Origin of the sequence: Enterococcus malodoratus (assembly GCF_027659535.1) — a bacterium.
Taxonomy (GTDB): Bacteria; Bacillota; Bacilli; order Lactobacillales; family Enterococcaceae; genus Enterococcus_A; species Enterococcus_A malodoratus.
On the sequence record NZ_JAQDPG010000013.1, the window covers coordinates 61,589 to 80,246 of the forward strand.

Sequence of the window (18,658 nt, forward strand, 5' to 3'; positions counted from 1 at the left end):
AAAATTTTCGCTTCTCAGGAAACGACGATTGCATGATTCATCCTGCAACTTTTTCATCACTATGACGCGATTCTTCGTCAACCCGCTTTAAAAAGCCAGATAGGCAGGGATTTTGCATGTTTAAAGGAGATTGAACAGGTTATCTGCAAAGAAATTGCATGATTCATCGTGCAGAAAGTTCGGCTCCAAGCATCCTTCTTTCATTATATGATTCAGATAGCAAGAGAGAAAGAAGGGCACAACATGCAATTAGTAAATGGTTTCAAGTTGATGGATTATGCAAAAGAAAAAGGGTTGGTCTTACCTGCATTCAATACAACCAATTATGAACTTACGGCCGGGATCATTCGCGGCTATCAGGAAAAAGGTATAGGCGGATACATCGCGATCTCATCGAGCAATTTGAAACTTTCCAGTCCAAAGATCATCGCCGACATGGTCAAGTCAGCAATGAAAGATGCATCGGTTCCAGTGGCATTGCATTTGGATCACGGAAAAAGTTTTGAAGACGTGAAGGCCTGTATCGAAGCTGGTTTTACTTCTATTATGGTGGACGCTTCACATCTGCCGTTTGAAGAAAATATTGAAGAGGTTCGGCGAACAGTCGAGTATTGCCACTTTTACGGTATTCCAGTGGAAGCAGAGTTAGGAGCAATCGGCGGCAAAGAAGACGATCATATTTCTGAAGAAGATGCCAAGACGAATCCTGAAGATGTCAAAGAATTTGTTGAACGAACCAATTGTGATCTGCTAGCCGTTTCAATCGGAAATGTGCATGGGATGGATTTGACACCGAACTTAGACTTCCCATTATTAGAAGAAATCGCGGCGATCTCGTCAGTGCCATTAGTCTTACATGGCGGTTCAGGCATTCCTTTTGATCAAGTTAGAAGAGCGAAGCAGCAAAATCTGATCAAAGTAAATTATGGTTCTGATCTTCGTCAAGCATTCATCCGCGCGTTCGGACAAGCTTATGAAAAAAATCATAATGAGTTTGATATTATGTCACTTTCAAAATTGGCGATCGACAACGTTGAGGATCGGGTGAAAGCCATCATTGCTGAGGTAAATGAAAAATAAGGTTACATCGAGGAGGGAGACACCGTGTTAAATAAGCGACAAAAAGAAATGATTCAAGAGTTTGAACGACACAGTCCCTCTTTTTTAACCGCTGACCATTTTGTAGATAAGTTTCAAGTAAGTATGCGGACGATTCAATCAGATATCAAGAAAATCAGAGAGGATCTATCGACTAGTCGTTACGCAGAATTGATTTCAGTCGCATCTAAAGGCAGTCAATTAGTTATTAGCGATTACAACGCATTTCAAGCAAACATCCCGCAAGAAAAAGCAGATAGTGAACAAAATCAGTCAGATCGAGTGCGAAAACTCTGTGTGCTGCTATTGAACAAAAAGGGTCCAATTCAGCGGCAAAAGCTGCTAGACCAGCTTTTCATCGCGCCATCGACCCTTAACACAGATTTAAAAGAAGCGGATAAGCTGCTCAGCAATTACCATCTGAGCATTGAACGAAAACGAAACTCAGGAATCTTTATCAGCGGCAATGAATACGACAAAAGAAAATGCTTGCTGAAATTAGGTCATCTTGAGATTCACCAAGAGCAGGGCGGTATGGATAGTCAAGAAACCTTTCGGCAAGATATTGAAATGGTCTTAGTCAGTGTTCTCTTGAAGCATCATTTTCATATCTCGGAAACACTGTTTCAAAATTTGATTGTACACATTGAAATGGCCATCAAACGAATGAAGAGTGGCTTCTATATTGGTTCTGACGAGTTCGAAGGCGTTTCCGACTTTGATTCGGAAATGGAAGTGTCGACAGAGATATTCCAGCGTCTCGCCGAACGTTCCTACTTTAAGATTTCGCAAGAAGAGATTATTAATCTGGCGATCTATATCAAGGGCAAAAGCGATTATGAAAACGATGATTATATCTCAGAAGAGGTCAATACATTTATCCTTCATGCGTTGAAGGAGATCAATGAAAAATTCGATATTGATTTTCGTCAGGAGATTGATTTACGAATCTCGTTGGCCTTGCACCTGATGCCATTGCTGACCCGAATCGAATACAATATTCAAAATGAAAATCAATTGCTGGATCAAATCAAACAGTCCTTTCCATTAGGCTTTGATATCGCTGCTTATATGTGTCTGCTATTGCAAAATACGATCGACAAAAAGATTGAAGAAGGCGAAATCGCGTATCTGGCAATTTACTTCAATCAATATTTAGCGAAGTACAACGATATTTCCGGCAAGAAACGCATTTTGATCATTACCAGTCTGAAACGCAGTGAAAGTATTCTCCTGAGGCAGCGGTTTGCCACATGGTTTTCAAATGAGATCACCGTGCTGACTTTAGTCAATACCCACGAGATTTCCTCGTTGGATATAGAAGATTACGATGTCATCTTTACGACGGAGCAAACAGAATTGACCGATAAAATGGGCGCGATCCTGATCAGCTTCTTTCCAAGTGAGCAAGAGTATTCCAAAATCAAATTGGCCATCGACGGCTTCAACGATAAATTTGAAATCGTCAATCTGTTTGATGAAGCACTCTTTCATTATGGACACTTTATCGATAAGAAGGAAGTCTTAGATAAAATCTGTTCCATCTCAGTTTCAAAAGTCGGCGATAAGGTTTTCCAACTAAGAGAAGCAGTGGAATTAAGAGAAGGGATCGGCAGCAGTTATTTTGGTAACGGCATCGCCTTACCGCACCCGATCAATCCAATTCTTGCTGAAACCTTTGTCTCAGTCATTTTATTAAAAAATGAACTTGATTGGGATACCGATGGCAACAGAGTACATTTAGTCATGTTAGTAGCGATCGAAAAGAATAACGCCAAAGTTTTTCAGTTGTGGAACTATTTAGCAAAAATCATTCAAGAAAAAGGCTTTGTTGACCGAGTCATCAAAGATCCGACATTTGAGAATTTTAGAGAAAACCTATCTCAGTTGTTGGATGAATATATTTAGAAAACTGTTTTTGAAAAAAATTAGTATGAATTAGGAGGATTAACATGAAATATATTTTTGTGTCACACGGGGATCTCGCAAAAAGTATTTTAGGCAGTGCGCAGATGATCGTCGGAGAACAGACGGAGGCTCAAGCTTTTGGCTTGTATCCCAAAGATGATATTGGTGGATTGAAGGATAAAGTCAAACAGGCGATTGAAGAATTTGGCGGTGGGAGCGACATCATTTGCTTTACCGATTTATTTAGCGGAAGTCCTTTCAATGCAGTAGTTGGATTAATGGGGGACTACCCGATTCGTCATATTACCGGAATGAACTTGCCAATGGTGTTGGAAGCGTTTATGTCGCGAATGAATGACACGAATTCCGCCGAGGATATTTGTGCCAAGTTAATCAGTGAAGCACCTGCCACATTTATCGATGTTAATAATTATTTAGGCGTAAATTTAGAAGACTAAAACAAAAAAAGGAGCGAGCAACATGAAAAATATTGTTTTTGCACGAGTAGATGATCGATTGATTCACGGAGAGGTAGTAACCGCTTGGACACCATCATACAGTATCAACCATATTGTCATTATTGATGACATCGTGGCCAGTGATCCTTTCCAAAAGAGAATATTGAAAGCGTTAGCACCGACAAAAGTCAGAGTAGATGCCTTTACCACAGAAGAGGGAATCGCAGAGCTGAAGAAACCATTTAATGAAAAAGAACGCGTTTTACTATTAACTAAAACTCCGATCACGTATGCCAAACTTGTTGAAGGCGGGATTGAATTGCCGCAAGTAAATCTGGGTGGAATGGGTATCCGCGATGAACGGAAACCATTTATCAAAAACGTGGCCTGTGATGAAGCTGAGGTCGACGCGATTCGCCAGATGGTCGACAAAGGCGTCCATGTTTTCTATCAGTTAGTACCTGAACAACGGTTAATTGAAATCACAAATTTATTATAAGAATGTCCGTCCAACTTTTCGAGGCGAAGAGAAAACTAAAGGATCAAATTATCATGCCTAGCGCTCTAGTTGGATGATTTATGGCATGAAAATCAAACCTATTTTTGAAAAAAATAGATACATTATTAAGAATAAGGAGGAAAAATGTATGTCAGTACTTCAAGCTTTTCTTTGTGGGGTCGTTTATTTCCTAGCAATAGGAAATCTCCCCTTTGTTGGGTTGTGGTCACTACAAAGACCATTGGTATGCGGACTTATTACAGGAATTATTTTAGGAGACCCAGTGATGGGGGCAATGACTGGGGCTTCAATCAACTTAGTTTATTTAGGTTTTATCTCAGCTGGGGGTTCAATGCCAGCGGATATGGCATTAGCGGGTATTTTAGGAACAGCCTTTGCGATTACCGGCGGACTTGATGCAAAAACAGCATTGTCTGTTGCTGTGCCGATCGGCTTGTTAGGAACGATTGTCTGGTATGGCCGGATGACCTTTGGTTCGATCTTTGTTCACGTGGCAGATAGATATATTGAAAATGGCGAATACAATAAGATTTGGCGAGCCAATGTTCTCTTTCCGCAGCTCCTGACGGCACTAATTACGATCATTCCTTGTGGATTAGCTGCCTACTTCGGCGCAAGCTATATTTCAGGCTTCATTGAAGCATTGAGCGGAACAGCATTGACGATCTTTACAGTTATTGGTGGCATGATGCCGGCTTTAGGGGTTGCGATTACACTGCAATATATCTTTAAGGGTGAGGCACGCGTCTTCTTATTCTTAGGCTTCATTTTAGCAACTTATTCTGGTCTGGACTTATTACCATTGGGTGTGATCGCCGGATTAACAGCATTGATCTATGTACAAGCGACAGGCAATAAATCTGATTCAGAGGAGGACGAAATCTATGAGTAAAGAGGCAGAAGGAAGTGTGATTCGTAAAAAGGATCTGATCCGCTCTTGGCTGATTTGGGAAAATTTACCGCAAACGTGTTATAACTACGAACGGATGATGGGCCAAGCGGTCGCACATGTTTTCGTTCCAATTTCAAAACGCTTGTACAATGATGATCCCGAGAAGAAAAAAGAAATGATGAAACGTGAAATTGAATTCTTTAACGTTCATATCGAGTTTGGTTCTTGTATCATCGGAATGATCATCGCACTGGAGGAACAAAAGGCCAAAGGTGTCGCGATTCCAAGTGAATTTATTACCAGTTTAAAAACATCCTTGATGGGTCCGTTATCAGGGATCGGCGATACGATCTTCCAAGGCGTGTTGATCCCGATCTTGTTAGCGATCTGTATTGATTTGACATTAAAAGGAACCATTTGGGGTTCGATTATTTACGCTGTTGCTATTATCGCCATTGCCTGGGGAATGAGTTACGCCAACTTTATGTTCGGTTATCGAGCCGGGGCGGAAGCCGTCATGGACTTTCTCGAGAAGGGGCTGTTGAATAAAGTCCTGCGCGGCGCTGAAATCATGGGTTGTATGGTAATGGGCGGTCTGATCTCTAGCTATGTAAAAATGCACGTACCTTTAAAAATTGTCAGCTCGACAGCGACCTTTAAAGTTCAAGAACAATTCTTAGATGTCGTGATGCCGAATATCTTGCCATTCGCCTTCACCATGCTGATCTTCTTCTTGATGAAAAAAGGCTGGTCTTCATTGAAAATCATTGGTCTGATCGTAGCGGTCGGTGTCGTTGCTGGTTTCTTTGGAATTTTAGGCTAAGCTATCGAACTTCTCAAACCATACGCAAGTGTGGTTTGAGAAGATTAATTGGAAAAAAAAATAATTACCACAAAAGGAACGAGGATGCCAGTTCCCCTTCGTATTTTCAATTCGTTAGAGGAATGGTATACGGAGTGGACCTCAGACTTATTTTTCAATAAAAATAATTACCTTAAAAGGAACGAGGATTTGAAATGAAAGCAATTGTTGAAACAGGGGTCAAGCAGCTGGAAATTCAAGAGCTGCCAATGCCCGTAATCGAAAAAGATGAAGTGTTGATGAAGGTCAGAGCAAATGGTCTCTGCACCAACGATCTGCGTGATTATTTAGGCGATATGAAATACACGTATCCAAGAATCGGCGGTCATGAATTCAGCGGAGAAGTCGTTGAAATCGGCAGCGAAGTAAATCCTGAACATTTTGATGTGGGCGACCATGTTGTTAAATACATCATTCCAGCTTGCGGAGAGTGTCATTATTGTAAAACAGGTCGTGAGAACCTTTGTATCGAAGTGTCGAAATCGACGACCTTTCAAAATCCTGACGGCATTTCCGGTTTTCTAGGAATGTCGCAGTACATCGCGGTGAAGAGTCGTGATCTTTACAAATATCCGAAAGAGGTTCCTTTTACCCATAGTGCCTTTACCGAACCTTTGGCTTGTGTCGTGAACAGTGTTGAACGGGCTCAGCTGATGTTTGGGCAGGATGTAGTGATTATTGGCGGCGGTGTGATGGGGCTTTTCCATGTGGTGTTGGCAAAATTGTCCGGCACTCGTGTGATTCTCAGCGAACCAAACGCAGAACGCAGAAAATTGGCAGAGGATTTAGGCGCGGATGTGACCTTTGATCCGACTAAAGTCGATGCGGTGGCCTTTGTCAAAGAACAAACGGAAGGTCGCGGAGCGGAAGTCGTCTTCAATACGACAGCTCTTCCGCAAATTGCTAAACAGGCCATGGATTTCACTGCAACTGGCGGTCAAACCTTTATGTTCAGCTCGCTGCATCCGAATGATCCAGTACCGACTGATATGGGTGTCGTACATTCCTACGAAAAACTGATTACTGGAACCGTCAGTCCCAAAATACCGACCTTCTATCGTTCGGTTCAATTGATTGCGAAAGGGATCGTAGACGTCACCCCGTTATTAGCGAAAACGTTTGATTACACCGATGCGGTAGACGCCTTTGAATATGCCTTAAGACCAGACACCTTAAAGACCATTATTACCTTTGACTAGAAGAAAGTAGGAGAAAAAATGAGTGCATCTGTTTATGTTGGATTAGATATCGGAACCACATCGATCAAGGTAGCTGCTGTGACTAAGCAATTAGAAACGGTTTTTGAAAAACAGTATGCGTATGACTACCTGATTCCCCATAAGGGCTGGACGGAGATCGAACCAGATACGTGGGTCGAAATCGTGGTGAAGGGCTTGAAAGAGTTATTCCAACAGGTTTCTGCTGCAACGGTCGCAGGAATCGGTATCACCGGACAGATGCACACGACCGTGTTTGTTGACAAGCACGGTTCTTCCGTTCGCCCGGCGATTATGTGGAATGACAATCGCACAAAGAGCAGTCTTACAGCTATCAAGCAGCGTTTGGAAAGGAAAGCGGAGACGGCTCATCTGGCTAAAATTGTCTCGACAGGCAGTCCTTTAGCCAGTCTATTATGGGTAAGGGAGCATGAACCGGAGCATTATCAGCGGATCAATAAATTTCTCATCGCAAAAGACTATGTAAAATTAAAATTGACTGGAACATATACCACGGATTATTGCGATGCCTCAACTTCGTCCTTATACGACTTACATACAGATCGCTGGTCCAAGGAAGTCCAAGAAATCTTTGAATTGAACAGTGAGCTATTTCCTGATATCCGACCAGCTTCTGCCATAATCGGCGAGTTGACCGAAGACATCTGCAAGGAATTAAGCATTGGAAAGACGCTGCCCGTCGTTTCGGGAACGGGGGATAATGTGGCTTCGGCTTTAGTATCCGGCAGTTTTGAAAATATGCAGCCGCTGATCTCACTAGGAACCTCTGGTGTGGTGGTCATTCCTAATAGTCACCATCAGCTCAAAAAGATTGGAAAGAATGTGGTCGCAAAAATCACGGAAAGCGACGATTCGATCATTACTCAAGGAACCGTTCAGGCCGGAGCAAAAGTTAACAGCTGGTGGCTGGAAAATATTTTACAGACGGAGCACTATGCTGAAGAACAAGAAGAGATCCCGCAATCCTTATTGGGTGAAAATGAGGTGCTCTTTTTCCCGCACATGAATGGTGAAAAAACACTCTTCGCCAATCCGAGTCTGAAGGGTGCGTTTATCGGACTTGGTTTGGAAACAGAGCGAGCTGAGATGTACTTGGCTGTTTTAGAAGGATTGGCGTTTGGTATCCGCCAGCTCTTCCTCTCTATGAAAAATGAAGAAACGCCAGAGTATTTCACGATTGTCGGCGGCGGTGCGAAAAGTGATCTATGGATCAAAATATTCGCTAATGTGCTTGGCCATCCGATCAAACGAATGCTGACCTCTCAAGAGGCTGTTCATGGCGCGGCGATCTTAGCCATGATTGGGATCGAAGGAGGCTTCACTTTTCCAAAGAGCGAAGCGCAAGTCATTCAACCTGATCCAGCGATTATCACGAAATACGATCAACGCTATGAAACCTATTTAAAATTGACTGAACAGTTGCAACTATTCGGAGGTGACGAGAAATGAAAGAGTGTCTAATTTGCAGTGCGCCATTAAAATTGATCAAGTTCAAATGCGCGGACGGGCATGTTTGTAAAGGGTGTTATGAAAAAGTGAGCTTGAATTTTACGCAAACAATCAAAAATAAAACACAAGCAGAGCTGTTGGAAATTATCGCGGCTCCCGAGGAAAAAGCTCCTGCTGAAACCTTTGAAATTACGAGAAAGATCAATCAGTTTATCTTCTTTGACGATACGCATCAGAAAATTTGTTTGCCTAATCATAAAAAATATACGAAAGAAGCATTGAAGCCAGAGGTCTATCCTTTTTCTGCGATTCTAAGTTGTCAGCTAGTAGAAGAACAGACGGAACAAGTAGTGAAGAAAAAGAAACAGCAGCTAGGCTCTATCAAAGTCGTTTTGACTCTTCAAGAAGAGACGCGGGAAATTTGGCTGATCCCTAATTTTATTAATCGGGACAGTATGGCCTACAAAACGATGCGTTCGTTAGCCAATAATATCGTTGCAGAAGTCAATCAGTTGAAGGAGGGTGTTGCATGCTAGCATATTTGAAAGAGGTTTTGGAAAAGGCCCGTACAGAAAAACAAGCGGTCGCGGCCTTCAATGTACCGAATCTAGCAATGGTTCGTGCGGCGATCCAAGCCGCCGAGAAAGTCAATCAACCGGTGATTTTACAGCATGCAGAAGGACACGGCTCCTTGATTTCGCTCGAAGAAATTGGACCGATCATGATTGACTATGCCAAACGAAGCAAGGTACCGGTAGTGGTTCATTTGGATCACGGAAAAACGTTTGATGCGATGGTCCAAGCGATGAAGCTGGGCTTTACTTCGGTCATGATCGATGCTTCGGATCTGCCTTTTGCAGAAAACATCGCACGAACCAAAGAAATTGTGAAGATCGCCCATAGTTTAGGTGTCAGTGTTGAAGCGGAGCTGGGCCATGTCTTTACTTCGTCTTTAGGTGGCGGTGAAGGACGCGCGCCCGATGACGATCAAATCGGTGATACTGATATCTATACCGATCCTAAGCAAGCCAAAGAGTTTGTTGATGCGACAGGGGTAGATTGTTTAGCGGTGGCCTTCGGGACGGTACATGGCATCTATTTGAAGGAGCCAAAATTAGATTTGCCTCAAGTCAAAGCAATTTATGATGAGGTGAAGATCCCGCTGGTGATGCACGGCGGATCAGGAGTTGAGGCGGCCGATTATCAAACAGCGATCGCAAACGGCATCGCCAAAATCAATTACTATACCTATGCCAATAAAGCAGGCGCTTCTGCATTGAAAGGTTATTTTGAAGCAGATCAATCCGATGTTTTTTTGGAGGAGTGTATTGAGGTTACAACGGAAGCATTAAAAGAAGACTATGTCGAAGCAATAAAAATTTTTAGTGGATTATAGAAGTGAGCAGCAAAGGGTGGGCAATCAATTAATTTTGATTACCCACCCTTTTTTTAGCTACTCCAAATCGGTATGTCTTTCCACCATCGTTTCACCAGTCTCTCCCATTCGTTCCATCAATTCCAAGATGATTCCGTCATAGGTCAAGAAACTGATTTGTTCGAATGCTGAGCCCATTGGCTGGATAGAAGTGAGACTATTTTCTTTTAGCTTAGGTGAGACGCCAGGGAGAACGACTACCACGTCGGCTAATTGGGCAATCTCGGATTCCTTGTCCATCGTCAACAAAGCAAGAGAGACACCATTGCTTTTCGCCTTTTTCGCGAGTGTGACTAAACCGGGGGTGGTGCCGGAACCTGAACCGATAATCAATAAATCGCCTTTGGCGGTTCTGGGACAACTAATCTCACCAGCTAGGTGAACGGGTAAGCCTAAATGCAGCAGCCGATTCGTAAATCCTGTAATAGCTACCCCAGATCGTCCGGCTCCAGATAGGAAGATAGCCTTCGCATGTAAAATCGCATCGACTAATTGATCGAGTTCCTGATCCTTTTCGTAGTCCACAAATGCCAATAATTCTTCGATAATCTCCCGCGTGTGTTCTTTTACAGACATTTAAACGCCTCCAATAATTATTTGTACTCAAAGTCTAATCAACTTCGAAAACCCTCACAAGAGTATTTTTGACAGAGACACTCTGACAAAGGTGTCCCTTCAAGCGATAGCTTTTACGAATAACGCCCCCTATAATTAGTGTCAGAAGGCGCTTTCTAAAAAATGAATATTCTCAAGGAGGAAAAGAAAATGGATTTTCAGCAACCTGCAAATGCAAACAGCTGGCGAGCGAAGATTCAGCGTATGGGTGGATTTTTAAGTTCGATGGTTATGCCGAATATTGGAGTATTTATTGCTTGGGGTTTGATGGCGGCATTCTTCATCCCGACTGGTTGGACACCGAATAAGCACTTAAATGAATTGGTTCCGCCGATTTTGAATTATTTATTACCTATCTTGATCGGTTACACTGGCGGATACAACGTTTACGGCAAACGCGGTGGTGCGATCGGTGCTTTGGCAACTATGGGGGTAGTCGTCGGTGCGGATATCACGATGCTGATCGGCGGTATGATCATGGGACCGATCGGCGCAATCTTAATGAAGAAGATCGATGAGCTGTTTAAAGGAAAAGTCAAACCAGGTCTTGAAATGCTGGTCGACAACTTTTCACTAGGCTTTCTCGGGTTTGCGATCGCTCTGGTCGGATTCGTAGCGGTTGAACCAATTTTCGCAGTGATTCTATCCTTTATTTCCGGCGGAGTCGATTGGCTGATGGCCCGCAACTTGAGTCCATTGACCAGTATCTTTGTCCAGCCGGCACAAGTTTTATTCTTAAATAATGCGGTCAACCATGGGATCATGATTCCGTTAGGGACGCAGCAAGTATTAGAAACAGGCAAATCGCTCTTATTCTTAGTTGAAGCAAACGGTGGTGCTTGGGTTGGCCTATTGATCGCTTTTTCGATGTTTGGAACAGGGATGGCGAAAAAATCAGCGCCAGCTTCAATGTTGATCCAATTCTTGGGCGGGATCGGTGAAGTAGCCTTTCCGTATGCCATGATTAAACCAATCACCATTTTGGCACCGATTGCCGGAAACATGACGGCTTTAGCCATTGGTCAGCTCTTTGGCGGCGGAACAGTCGGCGCAGTCTCGCCGGGAAGTTTCTTGGCCTTACTAATGATGACTCCTCGTGGAAACTTCGTTGTAAATATTGCGATGTACGCCTCGGCTGTTTTAGTTTCCTTTTTAGTCGGCGCCTTTTTCTTAAAATTAAGTTTGAAAAAGGACCTTGCGGCTGAAGCTGAAGCCGAATCAGAATTAGCTTTGGCTGGGGCAGACGGTTCAACTGTTGAAGCATTCGAAACAGCTGTTCCAGAACCAATCGTAACGGAGAATGTAGTTCCGACAGGAAAAATGATCAGAAACGTGATCATCGCCTGCGATGCGGGGATGGGTTCGAGTGCAATGGGTGCTTCGATGTTAAGTACGAAAGCCCGAAAAAATATGTTGGAAGTAACGGTTAAAAACGTCTCGGTTGATAGTATTCCGGATAATGCCGATTTGATCATTACGAATGAAATTTTGCTAGAGAGAGTCAAGGGTCTGACCAGTGATAGACAAGTGCCGATTTTGACGATTAAAAATTTCTTGGACAATAGTGAATACGATCGGTTCATAAAGTTTATCAAAGAAACGAATGGCGAATAAACGTACCCGCTTTCATTTGAGTGTAGTATGATGAATTCTACTAAGGGTGGGGAGGGATCTAGATGTATTTATCTACCAGAGAAAGCTCTATCTTAACGATTTTGTTAAATAGTAGAACGAAACATACGGTACAGGACATCAGCAATCGACTGGACATTAACGAACGGACAGTTTACAGAGAATTGAAGAATATCAAGGCCACATTAAAGACGTTTCAGCTGGAATTAATTTCCATTCCCTCGGAGGGATTTGAAATCCAAGGAAAGCCGGAAAATATCTCGGCCTTAAAAAAAGCGTTCCAAAAACAAAATATTCATCAAATCTTGTCTGTTACTGAACGGGTTGATTTAGTCACATTGCTTCTATTGTTGGAAGAGGACTTTATAAAGATGCAGGCGATCGCCTCGGAGTTATTAGTTTCTCTTTCAACGATCAAAAAGGATGTCGCCTTTCTAACCGATAATCTGCCTGAAAAGGGTATTCGGGTAATTTCTAAAAAGGGCGAAGGCATCAAGTTAGCAGCAGACATAATCAATCGTCATATTTTGATTTTAGATATATTGACAAAATACGTGACTTCTTCGGAATTTATTGCATGGTTTTTACTAAAAAATTCAAAGGATTCATTTTATAAAAAAATTTGTTTTCAAAAAATCAGCGAACCGCTCCACTTTGTCTATGAACAACTAGGCCAGCTCAAGCCGGACATTGATGATAATGACCTGCAGGAGATCGTCATTTTATTGTCCTTGTGGCTCAATGTCTGTCATCTGACTGCATTGCCGAATAACACGATCGATACAATCTCGATCGAACTGAATCAAACAGGGAATAAACTGTATCACCGAATGATCGAAAAACAAAAAACTATTTTGGCCGAAAAAAGTCATCCCGAATCATTTTTGGATTACTTAAAATGGATCATTCACCTATATTTCCAGCGAGACCAATCCAATGATTTTGAACTGCCAAGATTTGACAATGATATCGCACTTTCTGTGAAGGAAATGGTGAACCATGTCGAAGCACAGCTGGGTGTAAAGCTCCACGGCAATGAAAGGCAAGTACGTGATCTTGCGGCACATCTTAGAAAGGCCGTCACTCGTATCAACAGCGGCCTGTTTGTTAGAAATCCTATGAAGGAAGAGATCAAGAAAAATTATCTCTTCATCTTTGAAATCGTCAGCAAAGCCGCCGAAGAAGTTTTCGGGAAGGAATTTTTTCCAGAAGATGAATTGTGTTTCTTAGTCCTGTATTTCGTGATGATGATCGACAAATTATCTAACAAAGCTTTTCGGGTTCTGATCGTTTGTTCCAGCGGCATGGGCTCGTCCAAAATGCTGACCAGCCGTTTGGAATACGAGGTACCGGAGGTTTATGTGAAGGATATTATTTCCTTGACTGATTTGCACAACAAAAATGTGCACGATTACGAGTTGGTTTTATCTACGATCCCTTTGCCTTTGGCACCAGAAGAGTATTTGAAGGTCTCACCGCTATTAAATGAACATGAATTGGCCTTGGTTCAAACCAAGATCAATAATCATAAATATACTGACTTAAAAACGATTCAAAGACAGAAGCATCTGACTGCGGAGGAATTTGAAAGAGACCTAACGAAAAAAATGTTTTATGCCCAAAAGATTTTGGAACTAATGAAACATTGCCGTTTTAGCGAGAAGGAGATTTTTACCACACGGATCAAGAAAAAAAGAGATGCATTGAAACAATTGGCGGTATTTTTAGAAGTTGATGAGGCCAAATTGACCAACAGTATTCAAACAACGGTGCAGCATGATCAAACGGTCCTCTTCGTCCTTCGAAAGAACGCTGGAATATCAAGTGACCGTATTCATTTGATCGCGGAGAGTTCCAAACAACTGGGGAACTACTTTCTAGTCGTAGTAGATACCTCGGAAGACTTCTCCGAGATTGGACAAAAGTTTTATCGCCAAGTAAAAGAGCTTATTTTTGATCATGTCAATGAATTGACAAAAATTGAGTCGGCGAGTGATTTGAAAACCTATTTAGTAAAAATGAATGAGATTGTATAGATTGCGAGAGGTGAAAATGAAAATATTTAAAGACGAGAACATTCAATTAAACCAACAGTACGAAAACAAACTTGAAGCTATTTTGGCCGCGGGAGAAATTCTAGTCAAGAATGGTTATGTAGCCGAAAGCTATATCCAGGATATGCTGGCAAGAGAAGAGGAAGTCTCTACGTACATTGGCAATAATATTGCGATTCCCCATGGCATCGTGAAGTCCGTGGAAAAAATCCATTCTTCTGGAATTTCCTTATTGCAAGTGCCAGAAGGTGTTGATTTTGACGGAAATACCGCCTATTTAGTTTTTGGGATCGCAGGTAAAAATAATGAACATTTAGAGATTTTAGGACAGATCGCCACTATTTGTTCAGAGCTGGAAAATGTAGAGATCATTCGTCATGCAACATCTAAAGCAGAGATTCTTAAGATTTTCGAGGAGGTCGTCGTTTAATGAAACAAGCACTGCACTTTGGCGGAGGAAGTATCGGGATCGGTTTTATCGCCGATTTGTTACATGAATCCGACTATGAGGTAACGATCGTTGATATTGACAGCGAATTAGTCAAGCAGATCAACGAAACAGCAACTTTTGATTTATATCTGATCAATGAAGACTACAAGAAAAAACAATTGACGCAGATCCATGCATTGTCTTCAATCGAAGATCAAGCAGAGATCATCAAAAAAATCAGTACCGCGGATTTGATCACCACGGCTGTCTGGGCTGAAAACTTGCCGAAGATTGCCCCCGTACTTCTAGCGGGTCTGAAACAACGATCGGCTATTAACGGAAAGCGCATAAATATTTTAGCGTGTGAGAATGCAATGTTCAATAGTGAGATTTTACGCAAAGCAATCCTGACCTTGGATAATTCAGCAAATGAATGGCTGGATCATGTTGCGGCATTTCCTAACACCGCCGTTGATCGGATGGTATTGGCCTCTCAGCACGATGGGAAAAAGACGATCGATATTGGCCGAGATTATGAGCTGGTGATCGAAGAATCAAAACTGGTTGATCCGACAGATAAACCGATCAAGGATGCTGTTTATACGACCAATCTCCAGAAATATATTGAACGGAAACTTTACGTGGTGAACTGCGGCCATGCGTGGGCTGGCTATATCGGGTTTGTTCACGGTTATTCGATTATCCAAGATGTATTTAATAATGAAGCGTTAGTACAAAAAATCCGTGAGACCATGTGGGAATCGGCCCAGCTTTTGATGAAAAAGTACGGCTTCACCAAACAAGACATGGCGGACTATATAGATTTTATTATGGATCGTTACCAAACACCTGGAATCAAAGATATGATTACGCGCGTCTCGCGTTCGCCGATTCGCAAACTGCAACCTGAAGAACGTTTAGTTGGACCTTGTGTTCAATGTGAAGAACTAGGGCTAGAAAATCAACGTTTACTAGAAGGGATTGCGGCAGCTTTTCTATTCGATAATCCAGAAGATGATCAATCGGTAGAATTATTGGCTTTTGTAAAGAAACATGGCATCGATGAAGCGATCGTTCATTTCACCAAGATTCCGGCAGACAATCGGATGCATCAGGTGATTAAGGAGAATTATCAGAAATTTCTGGAAAAGAAGGGATAAATCAGTGTGAAGACCGAATTTACGAATCAAGCAGGAAGTCGAATCGTTGATGCGATTATTGCGACAATTCAGACCAATAAGGGGTATCTGAGTGAGGTCGACAGTCACGGCGGCGATGGCGATCACGGTATCAATATGAATAAAGGTATTACCTTCGCTCGTCAAGAACTAGATGAGCTGCCGAGCTATACGATGAGTGATGGATTGAAGGTAATCAGTCACGTATTAGTCACTAAAATCGGCGGTTCAATGGGCCCATTATATGGCAGTTTCTTTAGAGGATTGAGTGCAGCATCTAGGAAAAGTGAAGTAATCAGCAACGAGCTAATGCTGAAAATGCTGCAGAAAGGCTATCAAAATCTTTCTGACCTAACCGACGCTAAAGTTGGAGATAAAAGTTTGATCGATGTACTGGTACCAACAGTAGAAACGTATGAAAAAGCCATAGCTGAAAATGATTCTTTCGAAGAATGTCTAACAAAGTCGTTAACGGCCGCAAAGGCTGGACTAGAAGCAACAAAAGAAATCCCGGCTAAGATCGGGCGAGCAAGCAGGATCGGCGATCGTTCAATCGGACATCAAGATGCTGGGGCGACTTCCTGCTATTTAATTATCGAAGCGATGGTCAACACAATAAAAGAATTGTTGGAGGAATAAGCGATGCAGATTTTTGTGAACGATCCGGATTTTATCGTTGAGGATATGCTGAAGGGCTTTACTGCTGCGCATCCCGAAGTCATGCTTTCGACATTGAATGATCATGTGGTAACGCTCAGAGATAAGCAGGAAAAGATCGGTGTGATCACAGGCGGCGGCAGTGGACACGAACCAGCATTTCTCGGCTATATAGGTGAAGGTATGCTGGATGCAGTAGCCATCGGAGAAGTATTTGCTTCGCCGCCGGCTCAAGCTTTTTTGGACGCGATGATCGAGGCGGATAATGGTTACGGTGTAGCGTGTCTTTTTGGAAATTACGCGGGTGACAACATGAATGTTAAGATGGCAATCCAAATGGCAGAAGATGAAGATATCGAAGTGAAGTATGTAGTCGCGACAGATGATATCGCCTCTTCTCCTAAAGAAACTCGTGAAAAACGTCACGGAATCGCTGGCGGCTACTTCATGTGGAAGGTCGGCGGCGCAAAGGCAGCGTCCGGCGGAACCTTGACTGAGGTCATTGAAGTTGCACAAAAAGTAGTTGATCGAACTAGAAGCATTTGTGTTGGCGTTAAGCCATGCGCTATTCCAGCGGTCGGCACGCCCAATTTCTTGATTGAAACGGGTACGTTAGAGTTTGGGATCGGCCATCATGGCGAAACCGGGATCGAAAAGAAAGCTTTAGGCAGTGCTAAGGAAATCGCGATTGAGATGACGGAAGCCATTTTGACAGACTTTGATTTTGATGGAAATAAACAATTAGCTGTCATGATTTCTGGACTAGGCTCAACGATGCTGATGGAACAATACGTGGTTTGCGGTCAAGTTTTAGCGACATTGAGAGAAAAAGGGCACCAGGTCGAGAAGGTCTATGTCGGTAATTTTGTCACTTCATTAGATATGGGTGGGATGTCGCTGACGATCGTTGATTTAGATGCAGAGATTACGCAGCTGCTTGATGCTGATGGACAAGCAGTCGGCTTGAAAAACTATTAAAGGATAGGGTGGACAAAAAAATGAAATTACAACTAGCGTTGGATGAGTTTAAATTGGAAGATGCACTAGTCTTTGCAGAAAAAGTACAAGAACATGTCGATATTATAGAAATCGGTACGCCATTCGTGATTGACTCTGGAATGGAAGCGGTTCGCCGTTTCAAAGAGAAGTTTCCCAACAAGGAAATTCTATCTGATGAAAAAATTATGGATGGCGGCTACTACGAATCGCAATTGGGATTTGAGGCGGGAGCAGAATATGTGACTGTCTTGGGCGTCACCGATGTCGCTACGATCAAGCAATGTGTTAAGGCTGGGACTGATTTTGATAAGCAAGTCGTTGTTGATATGATTTGTGTGGCAAACCTTGAAGAAAAAGTTGCCGAAATGGAAGAGCTGGGCGTAGATGTACTAGCGGTCCATACCGGAGCAGATCAGCAGGCTTGCGGTCGGACACCACTGGATGATTTGAAGGTTATGACTAATTGTGCGAATAAAACTAAGATTGCGGTAGCTGGCGGTATCAGCAGTAAAACGATCGATAAATATGTTGAATTGAATCCAGACATCATCATTGTTGGAAGCAGCATTACTCATGCGCCGGACCCTGTAGAAGAAGCACGCTTGATCAAAGAAGCGATGCTGGCGAAAGCATAGTGGGAGGCGACAGACTATGACACCATCAAAAAATTTATTGGCGATCCTTGCTGAATTGACAGAAGACGCCCATCAAATCGAACAGGCACAACTTGAACAGGTTCAAGCATTGATTTTAAAAGCCAAACGTATTTTTATCGCCGGTGCTGGACGCTCCGGATTTGCGGCTCGAGCATTTTCTAATCGTTTGCTGCATTTAGGTTTTACAGTTTATTTTGTCGGCGAGCCAACGACACCTTCGATTCGCGAAAATGACTTGATTATTATCGGATCAGGCTCAGGCCGCACAGAAGGGCTCGTGAATATGGCGAAAAAAGCGAAGAACGAAAAAGCGCTGTTAGCGACAATTACGATTCATCCCAAAAATTCGATCGGGACGATGGCGGATGCGCTGATTCAAATTCCCGGTATCTCAACTGGCGATAAAGCAACCGAAAAAGCACCATCGATTCAGCCAAATGGTTCATCTTTCGAACAGCTTTCATGGCTGGTATACGATTCCATGATCGTTGATTTGAAAAAAGAATTAAAACAAGCACAGACGGATATGGATTATCGTCATGCGAATTTAGAATAGAAAATCGGCATCGAGCTCTGG

General features: G+C 42.7%; 19 protein-coding genes. 18 read left to right on the plus strand and 1 reads right to left on the minus strand.

What is annotated here, in order from left to right:
- The first annotated feature begins 243 nt into the window (after nucleotides 1-243).
- From PGP85_RS18240 to PGP85_RS18285, 10 genes are all read left to right on the plus strand, one after another.
- Nucleotides 244-1,080, plus strand: coding sequence for a class II aldolase (locus PGP85_RS18240; RefSeq protein WP_251866575.1), 837 nt, complete (start codon nucleotides 244-246; stop codon nucleotides 1,078-1,080).
- A 24-nt stretch (nucleotides 1,081-1,104) separates the two neighbouring features.
- Entirely contained in the window at nucleotides 1,105-3,006 is a 1,902-nt protein-coding gene (locus tag PGP85_RS18245) for a BglG family transcription antiterminator (RefSeq protein ID WP_251866576.1), read from the plus strand.
- A 44-nt stretch (nucleotides 3,007-3,050) separates the two neighbouring features.
- The gene (locus PGP85_RS18250; protein ID WP_010739733.1) at nucleotides 3,051-3,464 is read left to right on the plus strand and encodes a PTS sugar transporter subunit IIA; all 414 of its coding nucleotides are present in this window, start codon (nucleotides 3,051-3,053) and stop codon (nucleotides 3,462-3,464) included.
- Between the two features lie 22 nt (nucleotides 3,465-3,486).
- Nucleotides 3,487-3,963: a PTS sugar transporter subunit IIB gene (locus PGP85_RS18255; RefSeq protein WP_010739732.1), complete on the plus strand. Its 477-nt coding sequence runs from the start codon at nucleotides 3,487-3,489 to the stop codon at nucleotides 3,961-3,963.
- Nucleotides 3,964-4,111: 148 nt separating this feature from the next.
- Nucleotides 4,112-4,876, plus strand: a complete 765-nt coding sequence (locus tag PGP85_RS18260) for a PTS mannose/fructose/sorbose/N-acetylgalactosamine transporter subunit IIC (RefSeq protein WP_010739731.1) — start codon at nucleotides 4,112-4,114, stop codon at nucleotides 4,874-4,876.
- Nucleotides 4,869-5,699, plus strand: a complete 831-nt coding sequence (locus PGP85_RS18265; protein WP_010739730.1) for a PTS system mannose/fructose/sorbose family transporter subunit IID — start codon at nucleotides 4,869-4,871, stop codon at nucleotides 5,697-5,699. Before PGP85_RS18260 ends, PGP85_RS18265 begins: the two co-directional genes overlap by 8 nt.
- A gap of 194 nt (nucleotides 5,700-5,893) precedes the next feature.
- Entirely contained in the window at nucleotides 5,894-6,937 is a 1,044-nt protein-coding gene (locus PGP85_RS18270) for a zinc-dependent alcohol dehydrogenase (RefSeq protein ID WP_270328768.1), read from the plus strand.
- Between the two features lie 18 nt (nucleotides 6,938-6,955).
- Nucleotides 6,956-8,425, plus strand: a complete 1,470-nt coding sequence (locus PGP85_RS18275; protein ID WP_270328770.1) for a xylulokinase — start codon at nucleotides 6,956-6,958, stop codon at nucleotides 8,423-8,425.
- A complete protein-coding gene (locus tag PGP85_RS18280) occupies nucleotides 8,422-8,961 on the plus strand; it encodes a DUF4428 domain-containing protein (protein WP_090406250.1) in 540 nt (179 codons plus the stop codon). The genes PGP85_RS18275 and PGP85_RS18280 overlap by 4 nt, the downstream gene beginning before the upstream one ends.
- On the plus strand, nucleotides 8,955-9,821 hold the full coding sequence (locus PGP85_RS18285) for a class II fructose-bisphosphate aldolase (protein ID WP_270328774.1): 867 nt from the start codon (nucleotides 8,955-8,957) through the stop codon (nucleotides 9,819-9,821). Before PGP85_RS18280 ends, PGP85_RS18285 begins: the two co-directional genes overlap by 7 nt.
- 57 nt (nucleotides 9,822-9,878) lie before the next feature.
- On the opposite strand, the gene hxlB (PGP85_RS18290) is transcribed toward PGP85_RS18285, so the two are convergent.
- Nucleotides 9,879-10,436, minus strand: a complete 558-nt coding sequence (gene hxlB / locus PGP85_RS18290) for a 6-phospho-3-hexuloisomerase (protein WP_270328776.1) — start codon at nucleotides 10,434-10,436, stop codon at nucleotides 9,879-9,881.
- A gap of 189 nt (nucleotides 10,437-10,625) precedes the next feature.
- On the opposite strand from hxlB (PGP85_RS18290), the gene PGP85_RS18295 reads away from it, so the two are divergent.
- The 8 genes from PGP85_RS18295 to hxlB (PGP85_RS18330) all read left to right on the plus strand — a co-directional run bounded on the left by PGP85_RS18295 (nucleotide 10,626) and on the right by hxlB (PGP85_RS18330) (nucleotide 18,637).
- A complete protein-coding gene (locus PGP85_RS18295) occupies nucleotides 10,626-12,089 on the plus strand; it encodes a PTS mannitol transporter subunit IICB (protein ID WP_270328777.1) in 1,464 nt (487 codons plus the stop codon).
- Nucleotides 12,090-12,151: 62 nt separating this feature from the next.
- Complete coding sequence (locus tag PGP85_RS18300) at nucleotides 12,152-14,143, plus strand: BglG family transcription antiterminator (protein WP_270328779.1); 1,992 nt, start codon at nucleotides 12,152-12,154, stop codon at nucleotides 14,141-14,143.
- Between the two features lie 16 nt (nucleotides 14,144-14,159).
- Nucleotides 14,160-14,591 (plus strand): PTS sugar transporter subunit IIA, encoded by a 432-nt coding sequence (locus PGP85_RS18305; RefSeq protein ID WP_010739722.1) that lies wholly within the window; start codon nucleotides 14,160-14,162, stop codon nucleotides 14,589-14,591.
- Nucleotides 14,591-15,751: a mannitol dehydrogenase family protein gene (locus tag PGP85_RS18310; RefSeq protein WP_270328780.1), complete on the plus strand. Its 1,161-nt coding sequence runs from the start codon at nucleotides 14,591-14,593 to the stop codon at nucleotides 15,749-15,751. Before PGP85_RS18305 ends, PGP85_RS18310 begins: the two co-directional genes overlap by 1 nt.
- Before the next feature lie 6 nt (nucleotides 15,752-15,757).
- On the plus strand, nucleotides 15,758-16,408 hold the full coding sequence (gene dhaL / locus PGP85_RS18315; protein ID WP_010739720.1) for a dihydroxyacetone kinase subunit DhaL: 651 nt from the start codon (nucleotides 15,758-15,760) through the stop codon (nucleotides 16,406-16,408).
- A 3-nt stretch (nucleotides 16,409-16,411) separates the two neighbouring features.
- Complete coding sequence (locus PGP85_RS18320; RefSeq protein ID WP_270328781.1) at nucleotides 16,412-17,404, plus strand: dihydroxyacetone kinase subunit DhaK; 993 nt, start codon at nucleotides 16,412-16,414, stop codon at nucleotides 17,402-17,404.
- Nucleotides 17,405-17,424: 20 nt separating this feature from the next.
- Nucleotides 17,425-18,060 (plus strand): 3-hexulose-6-phosphate synthase, encoded by a 636-nt coding sequence (hxlA, locus tag PGP85_RS18325; protein WP_270328782.1) that lies wholly within the window; start codon nucleotides 17,425-17,427, stop codon nucleotides 18,058-18,060.
- Between the two features lie 16 nt (nucleotides 18,061-18,076).
- The gene (gene hxlB / locus PGP85_RS18330) at nucleotides 18,077-18,637 is read left to right on the plus strand and encodes a 6-phospho-3-hexuloisomerase (RefSeq protein WP_010739717.1); all 561 of its coding nucleotides are present in this window, start codon (nucleotides 18,077-18,079) and stop codon (nucleotides 18,635-18,637) included.
- The last annotated feature ends 21 nt before the right edge of the window (nucleotides 18,638-18,658 follow it).

Bases quoted from the DNA above. Each gene is read 5' to 3' on its own strand.
- PGP85_RS18285 (WP_270328774.1), top strand. From the start codon at position 8,955: ATGCTAGCATATTTGAAAGAGGTTTTGGAAAAGGCCCGTACAGAAAAA.
- PGP85_RS18255 (WP_010739732.1), top strand. From the start codon at position 3,487: ATGAAAAATATTGTTTTTGCACGAGTAGATGATCGATTGATTCACGGA.
- PGP85_RS18270 (WP_270328768.1), top strand. From the start codon at position 5,894: ATGAAAGCAATTGTTGAAACAGGGGTCAAGCAGCTGGAAATTCAAGAG.
- PGP85_RS18240 (WP_251866575.1), top strand. From the start codon at position 244: ATGCAATTAGTAAATGGTTTCAAGTTGATGGATTATGCAAAAGAAAAA.
- PGP85_RS18265 (WP_010739730.1), top strand. From the start codon at position 4,869: ATGAGTAAAGAGGCAGAAGGAAGTGTGATTCGTAAAAAGGATCTGATC.
- PGP85_RS18260 (WP_010739731.1), top strand. From the start codon at position 4,112: ATGTCAGTACTTCAAGCTTTTCTTTGTGGGGTCGTTTATTTCCTAGCA.
- PGP85_RS18250 (WP_010739733.1), top strand. From the start codon at position 3,051: ATGAAATATATTTTTGTGTCACACGGGGATCTCGCAAAAAGTATTTTA.
- PGP85_RS18305 (WP_010739722.1), top strand. From the start codon at position 14,160: ATGAAAATATTTAAAGACGAGAACATTCAATTAAACCAACAGTACGAA.
- hxlA (WP_270328782.1), top strand. From the start codon at position 17,425: ATGAAATTACAACTAGCGTTGGATGAGTTTAAATTGGAAGATGCACTA.
- PGP85_RS18320 (WP_270328781.1), top strand. From the start codon at position 16,412: ATGCAGATTTTTGTGAACGATCCGGATTTTATCGTTGAGGATATGCTG.
- PGP85_RS18275 (WP_270328770.1), top strand. From the start codon at position 6,956: ATGAGTGCATCTGTTTATGTTGGATTAGATATCGGAACCACATCGATC.
- PGP85_RS18310 (WP_270328780.1), top strand. From the start codon at position 14,591: ATGAAACAAGCACTGCACTTTGGCGGAGGAAGTATCGGGATCGGTTTT.
- hxlB (WP_010739717.1), top strand. From the start codon at position 18,077: ATGACACCATCAAAAAATTTATTGGCGATCCTTGCTGAATTGACAGAA.
- hxlB (WP_270328776.1), bottom strand. From the start codon at position 10,436: ATGTCTGTAAAAGAACACACGCGGGAGATTATCGAAGAATTATTGGCA.
- PGP85_RS18280 (WP_090406250.1), top strand. From the start codon at position 8,422: ATGAAAGAGTGTCTAATTTGCAGTGCGCCATTAAAATTGATCAAGTTC.
- PGP85_RS18300 (WP_270328779.1), top strand. From the start codon at position 12,152: ATGTATTTATCTACCAGAGAAAGCTCTATCTTAACGATTTTGTTAAAT.
- PGP85_RS18295 (WP_270328777.1), top strand. From the start codon at position 10,626: ATGGATTTTCAGCAACCTGCAAATGCAAACAGCTGGCGAGCGAAGATT.